The organism is uncultured Megasphaera sp. (assembly GCF_958350005.1).
In the GTDB taxonomy this organism is placed as follows: domain Bacteria; phylum Bacillota; class Negativicutes; order Veillonellales; family Megasphaeraceae; genus Megasphaera.
Genome location: NZ_CATWFF010000006.1, coordinates 1 through 18471, shown reverse-complemented (window position 1 = coordinate 18471; position 18471 = coordinate 1). Strand labels below are relative to the sequence as shown.

The 18471-nt window shown below is 51.6% G+C and carries 17 protein-coding genes and 1 riboswitch; of the genes, 15 read left to right on the top strand and 2 right to left on the bottom strand.

Going from position 1 to position 18471, the window contains the following annotated elements; translation table 11 throughout:
* Positions 1-179: 179 nt before the first annotated feature.
* Positions 180-1718, bottom strand: coding sequence for a chromosomal replication initiator protein DnaA (gene dnaA, locus Q3886_RS00900; RefSeq protein WP_367881537.1), 1539 nt, complete (start codon positions 1716-1718; stop codon positions 180-182).
* Between the two features lie 398 nt (positions 1719-2116).
* On the opposite strand from dnaA, the gene rpmH reads away from it, so the two are divergent.
* The 15 genes from rpmH to ptsP all read left to right on the top strand — a co-directional run bounded on the left by rpmH (position 2117) and on the right by ptsP (position 16899).
* Complete coding sequence (rpmH, locus tag Q3886_RS00895; protein WP_020310268.1) at positions 2117-2251, top strand: 50S ribosomal protein L34; 135 nt, start codon at positions 2117-2119, stop codon at positions 2249-2251.
* A 69-nt stretch (positions 2252-2320) separates the two neighbouring features.
* Positions 2321-2677, top strand: a complete 357-nt coding sequence (gene rnpA, locus Q3886_RS00890) for a ribonuclease P protein component (protein WP_301859239.1) — start codon at positions 2321-2323, stop codon at positions 2675-2677.
* A 2-nt stretch (positions 2678-2679) separates the two neighbouring features.
* Positions 2680-2889, top strand: a complete 210-nt coding sequence (yidD, locus tag Q3886_RS00885; RefSeq protein ID WP_301859238.1) for a membrane protein insertion efficiency factor YidD — start codon at positions 2680-2682, stop codon at positions 2887-2889.
* 58 nt (positions 2890-2947) lie between these two features.
* A complete protein-coding gene (locus Q3886_RS00880; RefSeq protein WP_301859237.1) occupies positions 2948-3631 on the top strand; it encodes a YidC/Oxa1 family membrane protein insertase in 684 nt (227 codons plus the stop codon).
* Complete coding sequence (gene jag / locus Q3886_RS00875) at positions 3628-4410, top strand: RNA-binding cell elongation regulator Jag/EloR (protein WP_301859236.1); 783 nt, start codon at positions 3628-3630, stop codon at positions 4408-4410. The genes Q3886_RS00880 and jag overlap by 4 nt, the downstream gene beginning before the upstream one ends.
* 112 nt (positions 4411-4522) lie before the next feature.
* Complete coding sequence (gene mnmE, locus Q3886_RS00870; protein ID WP_301859235.1) at positions 4523-5902, top strand: tRNA uridine-5-carboxymethylaminomethyl(34) synthesis GTPase MnmE; 1380 nt, start codon at positions 4523-4525, stop codon at positions 5900-5902.
* Positions 5903-5916: 14 nt separating this feature from the next.
* Positions 5917-7800, top strand: a complete 1884-nt coding sequence (gene mnmG / locus Q3886_RS00865) for a tRNA uridine-5-carboxymethylaminomethyl(34) synthesis enzyme MnmG (protein WP_301859234.1) — start codon at positions 5917-5919, stop codon at positions 7798-7800.
* Entirely contained in the window at positions 7793-8503 is a 711-nt protein-coding gene (gene rsmG, locus Q3886_RS00860) for a 16S rRNA (guanine(527)-N(7))-methyltransferase RsmG (RefSeq protein ID WP_301859233.1), read from the top strand. The genes mnmG and rsmG overlap by 8 nt, the downstream gene beginning before the upstream one ends.
* A gap of 82 nt (positions 8504-8585) precedes the next feature.
* The gene (locus Q3886_RS00855; protein WP_301859232.1) at positions 8586-9605 is read left to right on the top strand and encodes a D-alanyl-D-alanine carboxypeptidase family protein; all 1020 of its coding nucleotides are present in this window, start codon (positions 8586-8588) and stop codon (positions 9603-9605) included.
* 51 nt (positions 9606-9656) lie between these two features.
* Positions 9657-9739: riboswitch (ZMP/ZTP riboswitch) on the top strand.
* A gap of 66 nt (positions 9740-9805) precedes the next feature.
* On the top strand, positions 9806-11080 hold the full coding sequence (locus Q3886_RS00850) for an OFA family MFS transporter (protein ID WP_301859231.1): 1275 nt from the start codon (positions 9806-9808) through the stop codon (positions 11078-11080).
* A gap of 202 nt (positions 11081-11282) precedes the next feature.
* Positions 11283-12038: a DeoR/GlpR family DNA-binding transcription regulator gene (locus tag Q3886_RS00845; protein WP_301859230.1), complete on the top strand. Its 756-nt coding sequence runs from the start codon at positions 11283-11285 to the stop codon at positions 12036-12038.
* Entirely contained in the window at positions 12035-12943 is a 909-nt protein-coding gene (pfkB, locus tag Q3886_RS00840; RefSeq protein WP_301859229.1) for a 1-phosphofructokinase, read from the top strand. The genes Q3886_RS00845 and pfkB overlap by 4 nt, the downstream gene beginning before the upstream one ends.
* Positions 12944-12972: 29 nt before the next feature.
* Complete coding sequence (locus Q3886_RS00835) at positions 12973-14925, top strand: fructose-specific PTS transporter subunit EIIC (protein WP_301859228.1); 1953 nt, start codon at positions 12973-12975, stop codon at positions 14923-14925.
* A 63-nt stretch (positions 14926-14988) separates the two neighbouring features.
* Positions 14989-15246: an HPr family phosphocarrier protein gene (locus Q3886_RS00830; protein ID WP_301859227.1), complete on the top strand. Its 258-nt coding sequence runs from the start codon at positions 14989-14991 to the stop codon at positions 15244-15246.
* A gap of 21 nt (positions 15247-15267) precedes the next feature.
* On the top strand, positions 15268-16899 hold the full coding sequence (gene ptsP, locus Q3886_RS00825) for a phosphoenolpyruvate--protein phosphotransferase (RefSeq protein ID WP_301859226.1): 1632 nt from the start codon (positions 15268-15270) through the stop codon (positions 16897-16899).
* A gap of 95 nt (positions 16900-16994) precedes the next feature.
* Here the strand turns inward: ptsP and Q3886_RS00820 are convergent, their stop codons facing one another.
* Positions 16995-18410, bottom strand: a complete 1416-nt coding sequence (locus Q3886_RS00820; RefSeq protein ID WP_301859225.1) for a sodium:solute symporter family protein — start codon at positions 18408-18410, stop codon at positions 16995-16997.
* Positions 18411-18471: the final 61 nt, after the last annotated feature.

Below are 18471 nucleotides of genomic sequence, written 5' to 3'. Positions count from 1 at the left end.
TTAAAAAATAGTAGTCTTAGTAGTAAAGGCTGTGAATTTGTGGATAAGTGGAAAGAAACCGCTGTAGCAAGGTATCCACACTTGTGCATAACTTGTGGATAACCAGGTTTTATCTGTCCACAAATCCACTTCTTTTTCTGAGATTTTACTTATCCACAACCTGTCTACGCAATATCAGCTTACTTATCCACACCGGTAATGCGGCTTTTTAATTTCTCTACAGCTTCCTTGAAGCGGCTGTCCTTGTCCATCATTTTCATGATTTTTACGCAGGCATGCATAACTGTAGTGTGATCGCGGCCATTGAAAAATGTCCCAATATGAGGATACGTATTGCCTGTCAGTTCCCGGCTTAAATACATGGCGATCTGTCGGGGCAGGGCAATATCCTTGGTTTTTTTCTTTCCCATTAATTCTTTATAATTTACATTATAGAATTCGCAGACTGCCGTTATAATGTCTTCAATCGTGAAATACTTTTCTTCTTCCGCTTCTTTAATCAGATACTGTAATGTATTTTTGGTTAATTCCAGGGTAATGGGCTTTTTCGTAATGGAAGCTGTCCGGACGACATTGTTATAGGCACCGTGAAGATCGCGGATATTTTCACTTACATTGGAAGAAATATAATTTAAGGCATCACTTTCTACCCAGGCGCGCAGAATGGCGGTACGCGTTTCCAAATCAGGCGGTTTGATTTCCGTTACAGTGCCACTTTTAAATCGGGAACGAAGGCGGTCTTCCATACTTTTTATATTCTGCGGCGGCCGGTCGCTGGTAAAGATCATCAATTTCTGATCCTGATATAACTTATTAAAGGTATGGAAGAATTCTTCTTTGGAACTGTCTTTTTCCCCATCGCCGAGGAACTGAATATCATCGACGAGAAGGACGTCGACATTACGATAGAGAGAGCGGAATTTGTCGGTACTCTTTTCTTTTAAGGACTGAATAAAGTCGTTGACAAAGTCTTCACTCGTAATGCAGCGAAGGCGCATTTGCGGGAATTTATGCAGAATACCGTGGCCAATGGCATGCATCAAATGGGTTTTTCCCAGGCCGCTGCCGCCATAGATATAAAAGGGATTTGAATTTTTCTTTGCATTTTCCGGATCTTCTGCAATTCCTGTTGCCATGGCATAGGCAACGCGGTTGCTGTTGCCGACGATAAAATTTTCAAAGGTATAATTGGCAATCAGGTGTGTTCCTTTCATTCGTTCCGAAGGGGGCGGCGAGACGGAAACAGCGTCCCGTATGGTAAGGGGCGGTTCTTTGGCCGCTGCTTCTGTATGATAGGGATCAATGCCGGGGATTTCATCCTGAATGAGATCGGGCGAAGCCTTTTCCCGAGGTTCCGGGACGGAATGGGCTGCAGGAGCAGCAGGGGATGGTTCAGGTCTGTCCGGCAGCACCATCGTGTCCTGTACAGGTGCTGGTTCCGGATCCGGCGGCATACCTGCCGGCTGTTCCGGCAATGTAAGGCGGACCTGAACGGGCTGTCCTACAATTTGTTCAGCAATTTCGTTTAGTTTGTTCGTATAATTTTTGGTAATATACGTCACAATAAACTGCTGTGACGCAGCCAGCAGGAGTACGCCTTCCTTATACGACATGGGGATTAATGCTGATTCAAACCAGTTCATGTAAATTGGCTGCGGCAACTCGGTTTTTAATTCATCGAGTATTCTTGCCCATAACTCGGCTAAATCCATTGGCATCGTGCATCCTTCCTATTCCTTGAGTAAATGTGTCGGTATCTTCTCTGTGTGCCTGAGGAGATTGTGGATATGTATATATATGGGATTGTGGATAAGTGCGTAAATGAAGGGTGAAAAAATCGGAAATTCGATAAGTATCGCATTTCCGGCTATAAATGGAGTTATCCACAAATTGTGCATAACCTGTTGATAACTTTTTTGTTTATCCACATATATATCTGTCCACATTGTACAACAAAACTACAAACCTGAAAAGTATATCCACAAAACTTGCGTATATCAGACTGCCATATGAAAGTGCAAATAATATATTGACAGCCATCTTCTTTTTGACTATAATTATGCTGTTATGGTGTAAATTCAGTATACTGTCTATGATGACGAAGGAGGTGTCTCACTTGAAACAGACATATCAGCCGAATACATTGTGGAGAAAAAGAACGCATGGCTTCCGCGAAAGAATGAAAACGAAAGGCGGCCGCATGGTTTTGAAAAAACGCCGTATGAAAGGCAGAAAGAAACTCTCCGCTTAATCATTACAAGATGAACAGAAAATTCCCTGTGGAGTTTTCTGTTCATCTGGCATTTTCAGGATAAAATGTATGTATGAGCTCATTAAAGAAAAAAGACTGCGAAAAAATCGGGAATATCAATTTGTATATCGACGGGGCAAATCCTTTGTCAATCGGTATGCTGTATTATATGTTCTTCCTCGTTCTCCCAAACAGTCTGCCCGCATTGGGTTTGTAACGGGCAAGAAAATCGGCTGCGCCGTAGACCGCAACCGTTGTCGCCGACTGATGAAAGAAGTATACCGCCTTCATCAATCGGAGCTGAAAGACGGCGTCGATTTGGTACTCATTGGGCGCAGTCCTATGAAGGACATCGGCTACAAACAGGCTGAACGAAGTATTTTGCAGCTGTTTCGACATGCCAGGGTATTGAAAAAGAAGGGATGACAATGGCCCGCATATGTATCATCCTCATACGGTTTTATCAGATTTGTATATCGCCGCTTCATCTGCCGTGCTGTCGGTTTTATCCTACCTGTTCCGCCTATGCTGTGGAAGCAGTACAGAAGTACGGCGCTGCGAAAGGGAGTTATCTGGCTTTAAGGCGCATTTTGAAATGCCATCCCTTTCATAAGGGCGGATACGATCCTGTGCCATAACCAGCAGACAGATCTGTACTGTCTGATTTTATTGTATACCTGACAGGAGTTGAGAGGATTGGATTTTTTTAGCGGAATTATGGATGTTCTCAGCGGAATCATGACGCATTTCATGGATTACTGCTACGGTGTGACCCAGGCCCTGGGCTATCCCAGCTACGGCCTGGCCATTATCATGCTTACGCTGATTATTAAATTAATACTAGCACCCCTTACGGCCAAGCAGATTCGTTCCATGGAAGGAATGCAGGTACTGCAGCCGAAAATTAAAGAACTGCAGCAGAAATATAAGGGAAATCAGAAGAAACTGCAGGAAGAAATGAGCAAGCTTTATAAAGAAATGGGCGTCAATCCTTTATCTGGATGCCTGCCGATTTTGATTCAGATGCCTTTTCTGATTTCCATTTTCTATGCTCTTCGTTCCTATCCGTACGATCCGGCATATGAAAGTTTTCTGTGGCTGCCCAGCTTGGGACAGTCCGATCCGACTTATATTATGCCGGTATTGTCGGCTGTTTCCACCTTTGCCATTCAAAAGCAGATGAGCGGCGCCCAGGTGGCTGCATCGGAAGCGCAGGCCAAGCAGCAGAAAATCATGCAGGTTGTCATGCCTTTATTCATCGGCTGGATCAGTTTGAGTTTCCCCAGTGGTCTGGTTATTTACTGGGTTATTTCCAACGTGTTCCAGTGGGCCCAGCAGATGATCATGGCCCGCAGCAAGAATAAAGGAGCAAAAGCATGAGAACGATTGAAGCGACAGGAAAAACGATAGAGGACGCAGTCCGTTCCGGCCTGGTACAGCTTGGGCTGATGGAAGATGAAGTTACGGTGGAAGTGCTGGCCGAACCGAAAAGCGGTTTCCTCGGTTTTGGCAGCAAGCCGGCAAAAGTACGTCTTACTGCCAAAGACGATGCGCCGAAAGCAGGTGCGTCCCTGGACGTGACGGAAGATACACCGGCTGTACAGGAAGACGTGCAGCCTGAACCTGTTTCGCCTGTAGTAGAAGAAGAACCTGCTCCGGCTGCAGAAGAACCGGCGCCTGCGGTGGAACATACTGCGTTTTCCGCAGAAGAGGCAGCAGCCAGAGCCAAGGCGTTTCTGCAGGAAGTACTGCAGAACATGGGGATTTCCGACGTTATCATTGAAAAGATGATCAAAGCGGACAAGGTTATTCTTCATCTTCATGGCAAAAATCTGGGCATTTTGATTGGAAAACATGGGCAGACTCTGGATGCCCTCCAGTATTTGACGAACCTTACGACCAATCAGGGCGAAGATATGCGTCACTTCGTCATGCTCGATGTGGAAAATTACCGCAAACGCCGGGAAGATGCTCTCCGGCAGCTGGCATTGCGGCTGGCTTCCCGCGTTAAGCGGAGCGGTGAAAAACTGGTTCTGGAACCGATGAACGGGTATGAACGCAAAGTGATTCATGTTGCTCTGCAGAATGATGACCACGTTCGGACGGAAAGCGAAGGACAGGACCCGTACCGCCACGTCGTCATTTATTATCAGGAATAAGAAGTTATATACAGAAAGCAGTGAGTATTCAATCAGGTTGAGTAAATTCACTGGTAGTCGTAATAAAAACCGGTGCTGATGCGCCGGTTTTTTTGAAAGGAGAATCAGGACGGTGTACGATACAACCGATACGATTGCCGCTATTGCCACTCCTCTTGGGGAAAGCGGCATCGGCATTATCCGCATCAGCGGCAGTCAGGCCTATGCAGTAGGCGATGCCGTGTTTCGCAGTACGTCGTCAGTTCCGCTGGCACAGCGGCGGGACCGGTCGATTCAGTATGGAACCATTGTCGATGACGATGGCCGGCCAGTTGATGAGGTTATTTTGCTGATTATGAAGGGGCCTCATTCCTATACGGCTGAAGATGTACTGGAAATACAATGTCATGGCGGACGGCAGTCCCTGGAATCGATTATGGGCCTGGTTCTGCGCCATGGTGCCAGACTGGCCAATCCCGGTGAATTTACGCAGCGGGCTTTTGTCAATGGCCGCATTGACCTGGCCCAGGCAGAAGCTGTCATGGATGTGATTCAGGCCAAAAGTGCCAAAGGGCTGAGCCGGGCTGTAGGGCAGCTGGAAGGCCGCCTGTCTCAGGTTATCGGCGGAATGCGAAAGAATCTGACTGATTTCATTACCCGCCTGGAAGTGACTGTCGATTATCCCGAAGAAGATCTGGAAGACATTGAAATTCCCGACATAGCCGGCGCTCTCGAGGATATGGAACAGCAAATGGACGCCATGCTGGCAGCCTCCGTGAGCGGCCGTATGATTCGCGACGGCGTCATGGTAGCCATTGCCGGCACGCCCAATGCCGGAAAATCGAGTCTTCTCAATCGCCTGCTGGACAGCGAACGAGCCATTGTGACAGACGTGCCGGGGACGACGCGGGATGTCATTGAAGAATGGATTTCTCTGCAGGGCGTGCCGATCTGCCTGGTAGATACGGCAGGTATTCGCAATACAGCAGATACAGTAGAGCAGATAGGCGTGCAGAAAGCTCAGGAATATATTGACAAGGCCGATGTTGTACTGGCAGTAGTAGATCAGTCCCGGCCTCTTGGGGAAGAAGAAAAGGCAATCCTCCAGGACGTACAGGGGAAAAAAGCTCTTCTGATTCTGAATAAGACGGACTTGCCCGCTGTCGTAACGGAAGAGGAAGCCGGAGCCTGTGGGATTCCTGTAGTATCCATTTCTGCCGAAACCGGCGCCGGTATGGACGTTTTGAAAGAAAAACTGCTGTCACTGGCGCTGCAGCAGGGACCTGATGCCGGACAAAGTGCGCTGCTGGCCAATACGCGGCATATTGAACTGGTCCGTCAGAGCCGGGCTGCCCTGCAGCGGGCGCTGGATACGATTCATGCGCAAATGCCCATTGACTGCGCCATTGTGGATATTCGGGAAGCCTGGGAAGTACTGGGCTCCATTACTGGCGATACAGTACATGATGATATTGTAGAAGAAATATTTAGCAGATTTTGTTTGGGAAAATAAGAAGAGGTGCTGTTATGTTTGTAGCTGGTACATACGATGTCATTGTCGTCGGTGCCGGTCATGCCGGCTGTGAAGCCGCCCTGGCCAGTGCCCGGCTGGGGGCGCGGACTCTCATGGCGACGCTGAATTTGGATAATATTGCCCTCATGCCGTGTAATCCCGCTGTCGGCGGCCCCGGGAAAAGTCATTTAGTACGGGAAATCGATGCCTTAGGCGGGGAAATGGGCATTAATACGGATAAAACATGCCTGCAGATGCGGATGCTGAATACCGGGAAAGGACCGGCTGTCTATTCCCTGCGCGCCCAGTCTGATAAGAAAATGTATCAAATGACTATGACCAAGGTTCTGGAAAACCAGGATAATCTGGATGTCAAGCAGCTCATGATTACAGAACTGCTTACCAAAGACGGCGCCGTTACAGGTGTCCGTACGGAACTGGGAGAAGTATACGAGGCACCCTGTGTCATTCTGGCAACAGGGACCTACTTAAAAGGTAAAATTATTATCGGTACCTGTGCCTATTCAGGCGGCCCTATTGGACAGCGGTCTGCTGAAGACCTGTCTCAGTCCCTGAAAGAAGCAGGCATTCGGCTCATGCGTTTTAAGACCGGCACGCCGGCCCGCGTCGACCGGCGCACACTGCGGACAGAAGAAATGAAAATCCAGGAAGGCGACACGGAAGGCCATGCCTTTTCCTTTTTGTCTGAACGGAAAAACCGCAATAAAGAATGCTGCTGGCTTACGTTTACCAATGAAGAAACGCACCGCATTATTCGGGACAATCTGGACCGGGCTCCCATGTGCAACGGCATGATTACCGGCATAGGTCCGCGGTACTGTCCGTCTATTGAATCCAAGATCGTGCGCTTTGCCGATAAAAAGCGGCATCAGCTGTTTATTGAACCAGAAGGGGAGTATACGGAGGAAATGTATGTGCAGGGCATGAGTACGAGCCTGCCCATTGACGTACAGTATGCCTTCTTGCGGACTATTCCCGGCCTGGAAGACGTCCGAATCATGCGTCCCGGCTATGCCATTGAATACGATTGTCTCGACCCGACGCAGCTGAAGCCGTCGCTGGAAACGAAGACTGTAAAGGGTCTCTTTTCGGCTGGCCAGTCCAACGGCACGAGCGGCTATGAAGAAGCGGCAGCCCAGGGGCTGATGGCTGGCATCAATGGAGCCCGCAAAGTGCAGGGTAAAGACGCCTTTATTCTGACCCGGTCGGAAGCGTATATTGGCGTTCTCATTGATGATCTGGTTACGAAGGGGACGAATGAACCGTACCGCATGATGACGAGCCGGTCCGAATACCGGCTGATTCTGCGCCAGGACAATGCCGATCTGCGCCTGACCCAGAAGGGCTATGAACTGGGACTGGTTACGCCCGAACGGTATGCCGTATTTCAGCAGAAAAAACAGGCCATTGATGCCGGGCTGGAAGCACTGAAGAATCTTTCCGTTACGCCGTCGAAAGAAACGCAGGAAAAGCTGGCTGTCCTTGGCACGGCGCCGATTCATACGGGGCTGCGGGCCTACGATCTGCTGCGCCGCAACGATGTGACCTACGACGAGCTGCGGAAGGTATTTCCGCTGCCATCTCTTCCGGCCGATGTCTGTGAAGAAATCGAAATTATGATTAAGTACGAAGGGTATATTGAACGGCAGATGGAACAGGTCGAAAAAATGAACCGCCTGGAACAGAAACTGATGCCTGAAGGTATTGTCTATGCCGATATTGAAACCCTGTCCGGCGAAGCGCGGCAGAAACTGGATGCCATCCGGCCCCGTTCCCTGGGGCAGGCCAGCCGTATTTCCGGCGTATCGCCTGCAGACATTACGGCTCTTCTGATCGTGTTGGAACAGCGGAAGCGGGAAGGAAGCGATCATGTTTAACGAAACGATGAAAAAGGCCGCATCTGCCTATGGCCTGGACCTGACAAACAGGCAGCTCCAGCAGTTCTGCCTGTTCCGGGACGAACTGGTTGAGACCAATAAAGTCATGAATCTGACAGCTATTACTGACGACGAAGGCGTTGCTGTCAAGCATATGATCGACAGCCTGTCCTGTTATGATGCAGCCTGTTTTCCAGAAGGCGCATCTGTGCTGGATCTGGGGACAGGCGCCGGCTTTCCCGGCCTGCCGCTGCTCATATACCGCCCGGATTTACAGGTTACGTTTTTCGATTCCCTCAATAAACGCCTTACCTTTTTACAGGGCCTTACGGAAAAAATGGGGCTGCCGGCTTCATTCCTGCACGGCCGGGCTGAAGATATGGCTCACCAGAAAGAATACAGAGAGGCCTTTGATGTCGTTACCAGCCGGGCTGTGGCCAGACTTCCCATATTGGCAGAATGGGCCCTTCCGTATGTTCGTCAAGGCGGTTATTTCATTTCTCTCAAAGGCGCACAGTATGAAGAAGAAGTGGCTGCATCCAAAGGGGCCCTGCAGATTCTCGGTGCCGTTGTTGCGGAAATCCGTCCTGTCCATCTGCCCGGGATGGATGATACACGGGCTGTCATTTATATGAAAAAAATAAAAGGCAGTCCGAAGAAATATCCCCGCAAGCCCAAGGCAGCAGCTCGGCAGCCTCTTTGATTTTTTCTTGCACTGTGCTGTTTTTTGCAGTATTATCAGTATGAATTTGTTGTTATATTTTTTACAGAAAGAAAGTGCTCATATGTCTTTAAAAAAATTTGCTGCTGCTGTAGCCATGTTGATGACTTTCTCGGCGACAGCATTCGCTGAAACAGCCGACCAGCCTTCCGTCTATGCTCAGGCTGCATATGTATTGGATGCCGATACGGGCAATGAACTGTATGCCCGCAATCCGGACCAGCGTATGTATCCGGGCAGTACGACCAAAATCATGACCGGTATTCTTGGCATTGAACTGGGAAAGGCTCAGGGGATTCTGGATCAGCCTATTAACATTACACAGGATTCGCTGAACCTGGAAAGCGATGCATCCGTACTGGGCCTGTATCCCGGCGATCAGGTCACGCTGCGCCATGCTTTGACGGGCATGCTCATCGTATCTGGCTGTGACGCCGCTGTAGACGTTGCCGAAACGGTAACGCCGTCAGAAGCTGCATTTGTACAGAAAATGAATGAAAAAGCAGCCGCTCTGGGCGCAACGAACACGCACTTCGTCAATCCCCATGGCCTGCCTGATACCAATCATTACACGACAGCCCGCGACCTGGCCCATATTGCCGCCTATGGCATGACGCTGTCGGAATTTCGCGATATGGTCGGCCGCAGTGAATACGACATGCCCTATATCAATGGCGGAACCAAGCACTGCACGACGACGAACTATTTCCTTACCAGCGGCTTCCCCGGCGCCAATGGCATTAAAACCGGCACGACCAACGCCGGTGGTCCCTGCCTCGTTACATCAGCAACGCAGGACGGCCGCACGGTCATTGCCGTTATTCTGAATTCGCAGGATCGCTTTGGCGATGCTCAGACGCTGATGAAATACGGCTTCGATACGTTAAAGCCGCTGGAAAACGTATACATTATGCGGACCGCACCGGCTGGCCAGACCCTGAGTCAGGTGGCTGCTCAGAAACAGCAGGCCCCTGCGGCTGCTGACACTGCGGCAACAACGGCACAGAAAGCAGAACCGGCTCCGGCCGCTGCCTACGGTACGGATATGGATACGGTTCCGGAAAAAAATGCCAAATCAGCATAGTTGTTGACAACATCAGATTGTATCTCGTATAATAAGTGCATATCTTATAGTATAGTCATGCAGAACTGACGGATACAGTGGAATAACCACGTGGACTGCACGATGAATAAATGCCGGCCGTCTGGGCAGAGAATCATACGTATTCGCTGACCAGACAGCCGGTTTTTTGTTGTCTGGATCACGCCGAGGAGGAGACAGATATGAAACGAAACCGGTGGTGCATTGCCCTGGCAGCAATGGGGATTCACATTTGTATTGGCAGCGTCTATGCCTGGAGCGTACTGACCAGACCTATTATGGAAAGCATGGGTTTTTCTCTGCAGGAAACGACGTGGACCTTTTCTCTGGCTATTTTGTTTTTAGGATTGTCTGCAGGATGCCTGGGCAATTTTGTGCAGAAAGCAGGGCCGCAGAAGTCGGGCCTTGTGGCGACAGCCTTCTTTGTTACCGCCATGTTCGGTACAGCCGGCGCCCTGTATCTGCACAGCCTGCCTTTGCTGTACCTGTGCTACGGTGTCATTGGCGGCATTGGCCTGGGAACGGGATATATTACGCCTGTGTCGACGCTGGTCAAGTGGTTTCCGGAAAACCGCGGCTTTGCCACGGGGCTGGCTATTATGGGCTTCGGGTTTGCCAGCATGATTGCCGGGCCGGTTATGCAGGTTTTGGTCGCTCATTTTGGATTAGTGACCAATTTTCTTATCTTAGGCGTCGTATACCTGCTCATTATGACGGCGTCGTCCCTGTACTTGGCACCGCCGGCCGCCGAAGCGCTGCCGGCCGGAACGGATAGAGGAGGGAAGAGCTCGGAAACTTCGCCTGTTTATGCCGATGCAGTACCGCAGTTTTCCCTGGCTCAGGCCATGAAGACGTGGCAGCTGTATACGATTTGGGGCCTTTTCTTTGTCAATATTACCTGCGGCATTGCCCTTCTGGCCGTTGCCTCGCCGATGGCCCAGGAAGTTGTCGGTATGTCACCGCTGGCAGCAGCTTCCATGGTCGGTATTATCGGCTTTGTAAACGGCGCCGGCCGCATCGCCTGGGCTACCGTATCCGATTACATTGGCCGGGCCAATACGTATCTCCTGTTTTTTGCTATTGAAATTTTTGCATTTTTCAAGCTTGCTTCGGAAACGAATGCCTTCAGTTTTCAGCTTGTCGTCCTGCTCATCATTACCTGTTACGGCGGCGGTTTTTCCTGCATGCCTGCGTACCTGAGCGATCTGTTCGGTACCAAGGCGCTCAGTGCCATTCACGGCCGCATCCTTACGGCCTGGGGCGCAGCCGGCATTGCGGGCCCCCTGTTCCTGGCGTGGATGCGGGAAAGCACTCATGGCTATACGGCTACACTCCACGTGTTTTGTGCCCTTTTTGTCCTGTCCTTTGCCGTCATGGCCGTATTGAAATATAAAACGCGTCATGGCATGGAACCGCATACTCTGCCATGCCGCCAGGCGGCTGCTTCCGGCAAATAACCCTGCCATACCCATATCCCTCTGCATTCCCTGATGAACTGCAGAGGGATATGTTTGTATATATTCTACAGACATAATGATTACTTTTGAATATAAATGATTGGATTTGATTGCTTATGTAGAATAATGACTGAAAATGATTGAAAATGAATAACGTTGATTGTATAATACAACTATACTACAGCAGAAAAGAGGTGGAATCGTGCTGACAGAAGAACGGCAGGAAGAGATCCTGCGGATTGTCAATACCGGTGGTGCCGCATCTGTTCAGGAACTGGTTTCCTGTCTGAACATATCGGAATCGACAGTACGCCGGGATTTGCTGGCCATGGATCGGGAGGGAAAGCTCAGGCGCGTACACGGCGGCGCTACGTCGCTGAAAGATAATGCCTACAATGCGGATATGGAAAATCTCCGCGATAAGTATTCTCTCCATATGCCGGATAAACGGCGCATTGCCCAGTTTGCAGCGGCTCAGATTGGCAAGGATGATTTCGTGTATGTAGATGCCGGCTCGACGACGGAACAAATGGCGGAGTACCTTAGCGGCTCAGAAGCTTCCTTTGTGACGAACAGCATTCCTCTGGCCCAGAAGCTGGCGCGCAGCGACGTTTCCGTATACATTCTGCCCGGCCGGGTCAAAGGAAAGACAGAAGCCATTATTGGCAGCGAAATGCGGGACATGCTGAGCCAGTACCATTTCACCAAAGGCTTCTTTGGCACGAACGGGCTGAGTCTGCGTGACGGCTGTACGACGCCAGATGCAGAAGAAGCGGCCTGTAAGCGGGCAGCTGTGCGGCAGTGCAGCAAGGCCTATATACTGGCCGATTCCAGCAAGTTTGGCCTTTCGGCTCATATTACATTTGCTGCTTTGCAGCAGGTCGCCATCGTTACGTCTGAAAGCAGTGATGTCGATTATGAACCGTATCATCATCTTACGGAGGTGCATGTACTTTGATATATACTGTAACATTTAATCCTTCTCTGGATTACGTCGTCCATATGGACCAGTTCCGTGTCGGTGAAATTAACCGGGCAGCTCGGGAAATGATTTATCCCGGCGGCAAGGGAATCAATGTATCCCTCGTGCTGGGGAATCTTCACATTCCATCTAAAATGCTGGGCTTTGTCGCCGGATTTACAGGCCGGGAAATCGAACGGCTGGCAACCGTTCACGGCGGCGACTGTGCCTTTATCCTGCTGGATGAAGGAAATTCCCGCATCAATCTGAAAGTCAGTGCCAGGGAAGAAACAGCCGTAAACGGCCTGGGGCCTCATATTTCCGATGATAAGCTGGCCCTTCTTATGAAACAAATTCAGCTCCTTCAGGACGGGGATACGCTCGTACTGGCCGGCAGCATCCCGGCTGACGTACCGGATACGATATACGAACAGATCCTGCAGAGCCTGGAACATCGGCCCATTAAGGTCGTCGTCGATGCGACCGGGGACCTGCTTAAAAATGTCATTGCCTACAAGCCCTTTTTGATTAAGCCCAATCATCTGGAACTGGGTGAACTATTCAGCGTTACCTTGTCGACTGATGAAGAAGTTACGCTGTGTGCCAGACAGCTGCAGGCCATGGGGGCCCGCAATGTTCTCGTCTCCCTGGGCGGTGACGGCGCCCTTCTGCTGGGCGAAGATCACAAGGTGTACCGCATGCCGGCGCCGCAGGGACAGCTGGTCAACTCCGTCGGTGCCGGAGACAGCATGGTAGCCGGCTTCCTGGCAGGATATGAAACCTCAGGCGGTGACCTGTCTGAAGCGCTGAAGATGGGCGTCTGTGCCGGCAGTGCGTCGGCATTCCATGAATGGCTGGCTACAGAAGAAGCGATTCAGGATATATACCAACAGTTGTCATAACATTTGCTGAGAAAAGGAGAGAACCATACGTGCGCATTGTTGACCTGCTGAAAAAAGACAGCATTGATCTGCAGGCTGTCGCTGCCGACAAACGGGCAGCTATTGACCATCTCGTCGATTTAATGGACAAAAGCGGCAATCTGAACGATAAAGACGCCTATAAGCAGCGCGTTCTTGCCAGGGAAGCAGAAGGAAGCACCGGCATTGGCGAAGGCATTGCCATTCCCCATGCCAAGACCGATGCTGTCCGCCAGCCCGGACTGGCATCCATGATCGTTCGTTCCGGCGTTGATTACGAAAGTCTCGATGATGAACCGGCGTATTTGTTTTTCCTCATTGCCGCCCCGGCTGGCGGAGCCAATGTGCATCTGGAAGTACTGAGCCGGCTCAGCCGCATGCTCATGGATGATGATTTTCGCGAGCATCTCATGAAGGCCCAGTCGCCGGAAGAATATCTGGCCGTCATTGACAAGGCGGAAACGGCTCTGCTGGCTGAAGAAGCCCGGGAAGCACAGGAAGAGAATGCAGAAGCTGTTGAAGAACCGGCAGACACGCCGGCGAAAGAAGAGGGAGAAAAGCCCTTTGTCGTCGCTGTCACAGCCTGCCCGACAGGCATTGCCCATACCTATATGGCAGCAGAAGCGCTGGAGCACAAGGCCGAAGCCATGGGCGTGGCCATTAAAGTAGAAACAAACGGCTCCGGCGGTGTTAAGAATCACCTCACTGCAGAAGATATACAGCGTGCTGCCGGCGTCATCGTCGCCTGCGATAAAGATGTGCCGACCCAGCGGTTTGCAGGAAAACCGGTTATTTTCACGAAAGTTGCCAATGGCATTAAGATTCCGGAAGAACTGATTCAGACCATTCTTGACGGGAAAGCCCCCGTGTTCCAGGGGGCAGACTCGTCTTCGGAAGCTGTTTCTGTCGAAGCAGGGGATACAGAAAGTGCAGGCCGCCAGATTTATAAACATCTTATGAACGGCGTGTCCCATATGCTGCCTTTCGTCATTGGCGGCGGCATTCTCATTGCCCTGGCCTTCCTGTTTGACATGGACAATGCCGGTACGGCTCAGTTCGGCACCGGTACGCCGCTGGCAGCCTTTCTGAAGCAGATCGGTGGTCTTGCCTTCAGCATGATGATGCCCATTCTGGCCGGATACATTGCCATGAGCATTGGCGAACGGCCGGCCCTGATGCCCGGCATCGTCGGCGGTTTTCTGGCTGCCACCGGCGGTTCCGGATTCTTTGGCGCCCTCTTTGCCGGGTTTATTGCAGGCTTCCTGATTATTGGCCTGAAAAAAGTCTTTTCCTGCCTGCCTCAGTCCCTGGAAGGCACCAAGCCTGTTCTGGTGTATCCCGTATGCGGCCTGGTCCTGATAGGCCTGATTATGACCTATATCATCAATCCGCCGACGGCCCTGTTCAATACATGGCTCTTTGACGTTCTGGGCAGCATGACCACGTCGAGTCGCATTGTCCTCGGCTTTATCCTTGGCGGCATGATGTCCATCGACTTTGGCGGCCCTATCAATAAAGCGGCCTACGTATTCGGCACGGCGTCCCTGATGAATGCTGCCGGTGAAGCCGTAAGCTCCGGCATTATGGCGTCCGTCATGATCGGCGGCATGGTTCCGCCCCTTGCCATTGCGCTGGCCATGGTGCTGTTCAAGCATAAATTTACCAGCAGAGAACGGCAGTCTACAGTGACGAACTGCATTATGGGCCTGTCGTTCATTACAGAAGGAGCCATTCCCTTTGCTGCGTCCGACCCGGTTCACATTATTCCGCCCTGCGCCGTCGGGGCTGCCGTAGCCGGTGCCCTGTCCATGCTGTTTGGCTGCACCGTTCCGGCTCCTCATGGCGGCATCTTCGTGTTCGGCGTCGTTGCCAACTGGCCTATGTACCTGGCTGCATTGGCAGCAGGCGTCGTCGTCGCTGCCGTATTAATGGGAATAATTCGTAAAAATCAGGTCGAAGCATAATCGGAACTCCGGTTATATACAATAGTTTAACAGTATATTCATACATATTAAGGAGGAATTTACATGAAAGAATTTACCTATGTCATTACCGATCCCCAGGGAATTCACGCTCGTCCTGCTGGCCTTCTGGTCAAAGAAGCCAAGAAATTTGAGTCGGCTATCAGCATTTTTAAAGGCTCCCGTAAGGGCGATCTGAAAAAGATTTTTACCGTCATGGCATTGGGAGCTAAACAAGGCGAAGAAATCAAGGTAACTGTAGAAGGTGCCGATGAAGAGGCAGCAGCAGCTGCTGTAGAAGCCTTTCTGAAAGCCAATTTCTAAGGCTGCAAGGAGGATGAACCTATGCTGACGTTAAAAGGGAAAAGCGTATTTGCCGGCATTACCAGCGGGCCTCTGGCGCTGTTCCATCGCAATACGATTTCTACGGCAGAACATCCCATTGAAGACGCCGAAGCAGAAGTAGCCCGGTTTCATCAGGCCCGGGAAGAAGCGATGGCCCAGCTGGCCGCGCTGTATGAAAAAGCGGTGGAAAAAGTAGGGGAAGAACAGGCTGCTGTCTTTGAAGTGCATCAGATGATGCTGGAAGATGACGACTACATTGAATCCATAGAAGAACAGATCCGCAGTGAAGGGCGCAATGCCGAAGCGGCTGTAGACCGGACGGCGCGGCAGTTCGCTGACATGTTTCAGGCCATGGACGACACCTATATGCAGGCCCGGGCTGCCGATGTCATGGACATATCGCGGCGCGTGGAACAGCAGCTGTGCGGCGGAGCCGGCATCGACTTCAGCCAGTACGACCACGTCATCATTGCTGCCGACGACCTGGCTCCCAGTGAGACCCTGCAGCTCGATACGGATAAGATTCTGGGATTCGTCACATCCGGAGGCAGCACCAATTCCCATACGGCCATTCTGGCCCGGACCCTGGGCATTGCCGCCGTCGTCCATACAGGCACGCAGCTGCACAACGATGTAGACGGCATGACCGCCATTATTGACGGCACGACAGGCACGGTCTACATCAATCCCGACGAAGAGACGAAGCAGCTGATGGAAGCGAAAATGGCGGCTGAAACACAGCGAAAACAACAGCTCGAAGCCGTGCGGGGCGTGCCGACGGAAACGAAGGACGGCCGGCGGATTCACTTGTACGCCAATATTGGCAATCCCGGCAATCTGCCGCAGGTACTGGCCAACGACGCCGAAGGCATCGGCTTGTTCCGCAGCGAATTCCTCTATCTGGAACGCAGTGACTACCCCACAGAAGAACAGCAGTTTGCGGCCTACCGCAACGTGGCGGAAACGCTGGGCGGCAAGACCGCTGTCATTCGGACCCTCGATATTGGTGCCGATAAGCAGGTAGACTATTTTCGCCTCGATGCTGAAGAAAATCCGGCCATGGGCATGCGGGCCATCCGCATCTGCCTGACCCGGAAGGAGCTGTTTAAGACGCAGCTGCGGGCACTCCTGCGGGCGTCAGCATATGGCAAAATCGCCATCATGTTCCCCATGATTATTTCCGTATGGGAAGTACGTGCCTGCAAGGCCATTCTGCAGGACGTGCGGCGTGAGCTGGACGAACAGGCCATTCCCTATGATGCTGACATGGAAGTAGGCATTATGGTGGAAACGCCGGCAGCGGCCCTTGTCAGTGAAGAACTGGCAAAAGAAGTCGATTTCTTCAGTATTGGCTCCAATGACCTGACTCAGTATACCCTGGCCATTGACCGGCAGCAGACGAAGCTGGATCAGTTCTTTGACGCTCATCATCCGGCAGTGCTGCGGCTCATTGAAATGACTATCCAGAACGGCCATAAAGCCGGCATCTGGGTAGGCATCTGCGGCGAACTGGGCGCTGATATGACCCTGACTGAAACATTCCTGAAAATGGGCGTAGACGAACTGTCCGTCAGCCCGCCGGCAGTCCTGCCGCTGCGGGAAAAAATACGCTCTCTCGATTTGCGGCAGTAGCAGCGAAACCTATACAGACATACATAAAAACCAGGAGGCCTTCATCACAGCGGGTGAAGGCCTCCTGGTTTCGTATATACACAGATATATGTTGATTAGTCTTCGTCCGTTTTGACTTCCGGCAGAGTAATGGGCGTCTTGTCGACGATGCGGACGATTAGTAAGGTAATGATACAGATAATCCATTCAAAGTAAATAACGTGGGGCAGGATGCGGACAGCCGGGCAGAACTGCCATAAAACGAGGCCGACAATGCCGACGAGAGTCGTCCAGAAGGCCGTATTTTTCCGGCATAAAGACGGACAGAACATGGTGCACAGGAAGACCAGGGTAAACGCCGTCGTCAGGCTCAGGCCGATGAGCATGACCTTGACGATGCCTACGGCGTTGAAGGCCAGCCACAGCGTGCCCAGGCCGATAATCAGGATAATGAAGCGGTTAGCCTTTACATAGGCTTCTTTGGAAATATCCGGTTTGAAGAAGCGCTTGAAAATATCCTGTGCTACCAGCGTGCCGGCGCCGAGGAGAATCGTGCAGGCCGTCGATACGTCAGCAGCCCATAAAGCAGCCAGGGTCATGCCGGAAGAGAACGGATCGAGGCTCATGATAATCTGCGGCAGAGCCATAGTCGGATTGAGGCCGGGGAACTGAGCCTTGGCGGCCAGCCCCAGGACGGCGCAGAGAAAGCCGACAGGGAAGATGAGGATGCCGCCGAGAATGTATCCCTTGCGGGCCGATTTCACGTCTTTGGCGCCGCAGGCAATCTGTACGGGCCCCTGGGCCGTAATGGCCTGAGTCGTCATGACGATGATCCAGCCCAGTAAGACTGCCATGGACAGGCCGCCCATGGGCGAGAACCAGTCGAAATTGGAAGCCGGCAGCATGGCGTTAATGCCGCTAATGCCGCCGTCGCGAAGCAAAATGCGGACCATGGAATATAAAATGCCCAGATAAATGACAGTGACACTGAGGATGTTGGACAGGCCAGACGACCATAAGCCGCCAATAGCCGTAATGCCGATGAAGACGACGGCGCTGGTAATCATGCCGGCATGCATGGAGAAAATATCCGGCATCAGGGCGTGCAGAATGGAGCCGCCGGCTACGTACTGCAGAGATGTAATGCAGATCATAATCAGGGACAGGCCGATGACGCTGATGACGCGGGCTTTTTTGTCATAGCTTCGTTCAAAGAGTTCGGGAATGGTCGTACAGTTCAGAGCCCGGTATTTCCCGGCAGCGACGAAGCCCATGACGATGGCCCCAATGGCCCAGGCGGCATTGTACCAGCCAGCGGCCAGGCCGATGGACGTGGCACTTTCGGCAACGCCTACGGTAGACGCGGCGCCGACGGCCATACCTGTAATGCTGACGGCAACGAGGCCCGTAGAAAACCGGCGCCCGGCAAATAAGTATTCCGTCGGGTTTTTGCTGGCCCGCCGTTTGACGTAGAATGAAATGGCGAATAATAGAACGATGTATAAAATGACAATACACAACTGAATAGACATTCTCCTGTCCCCTTTACTTATGATTTAGCAACTACTGTTCCATACAATGCAACAACAGTAA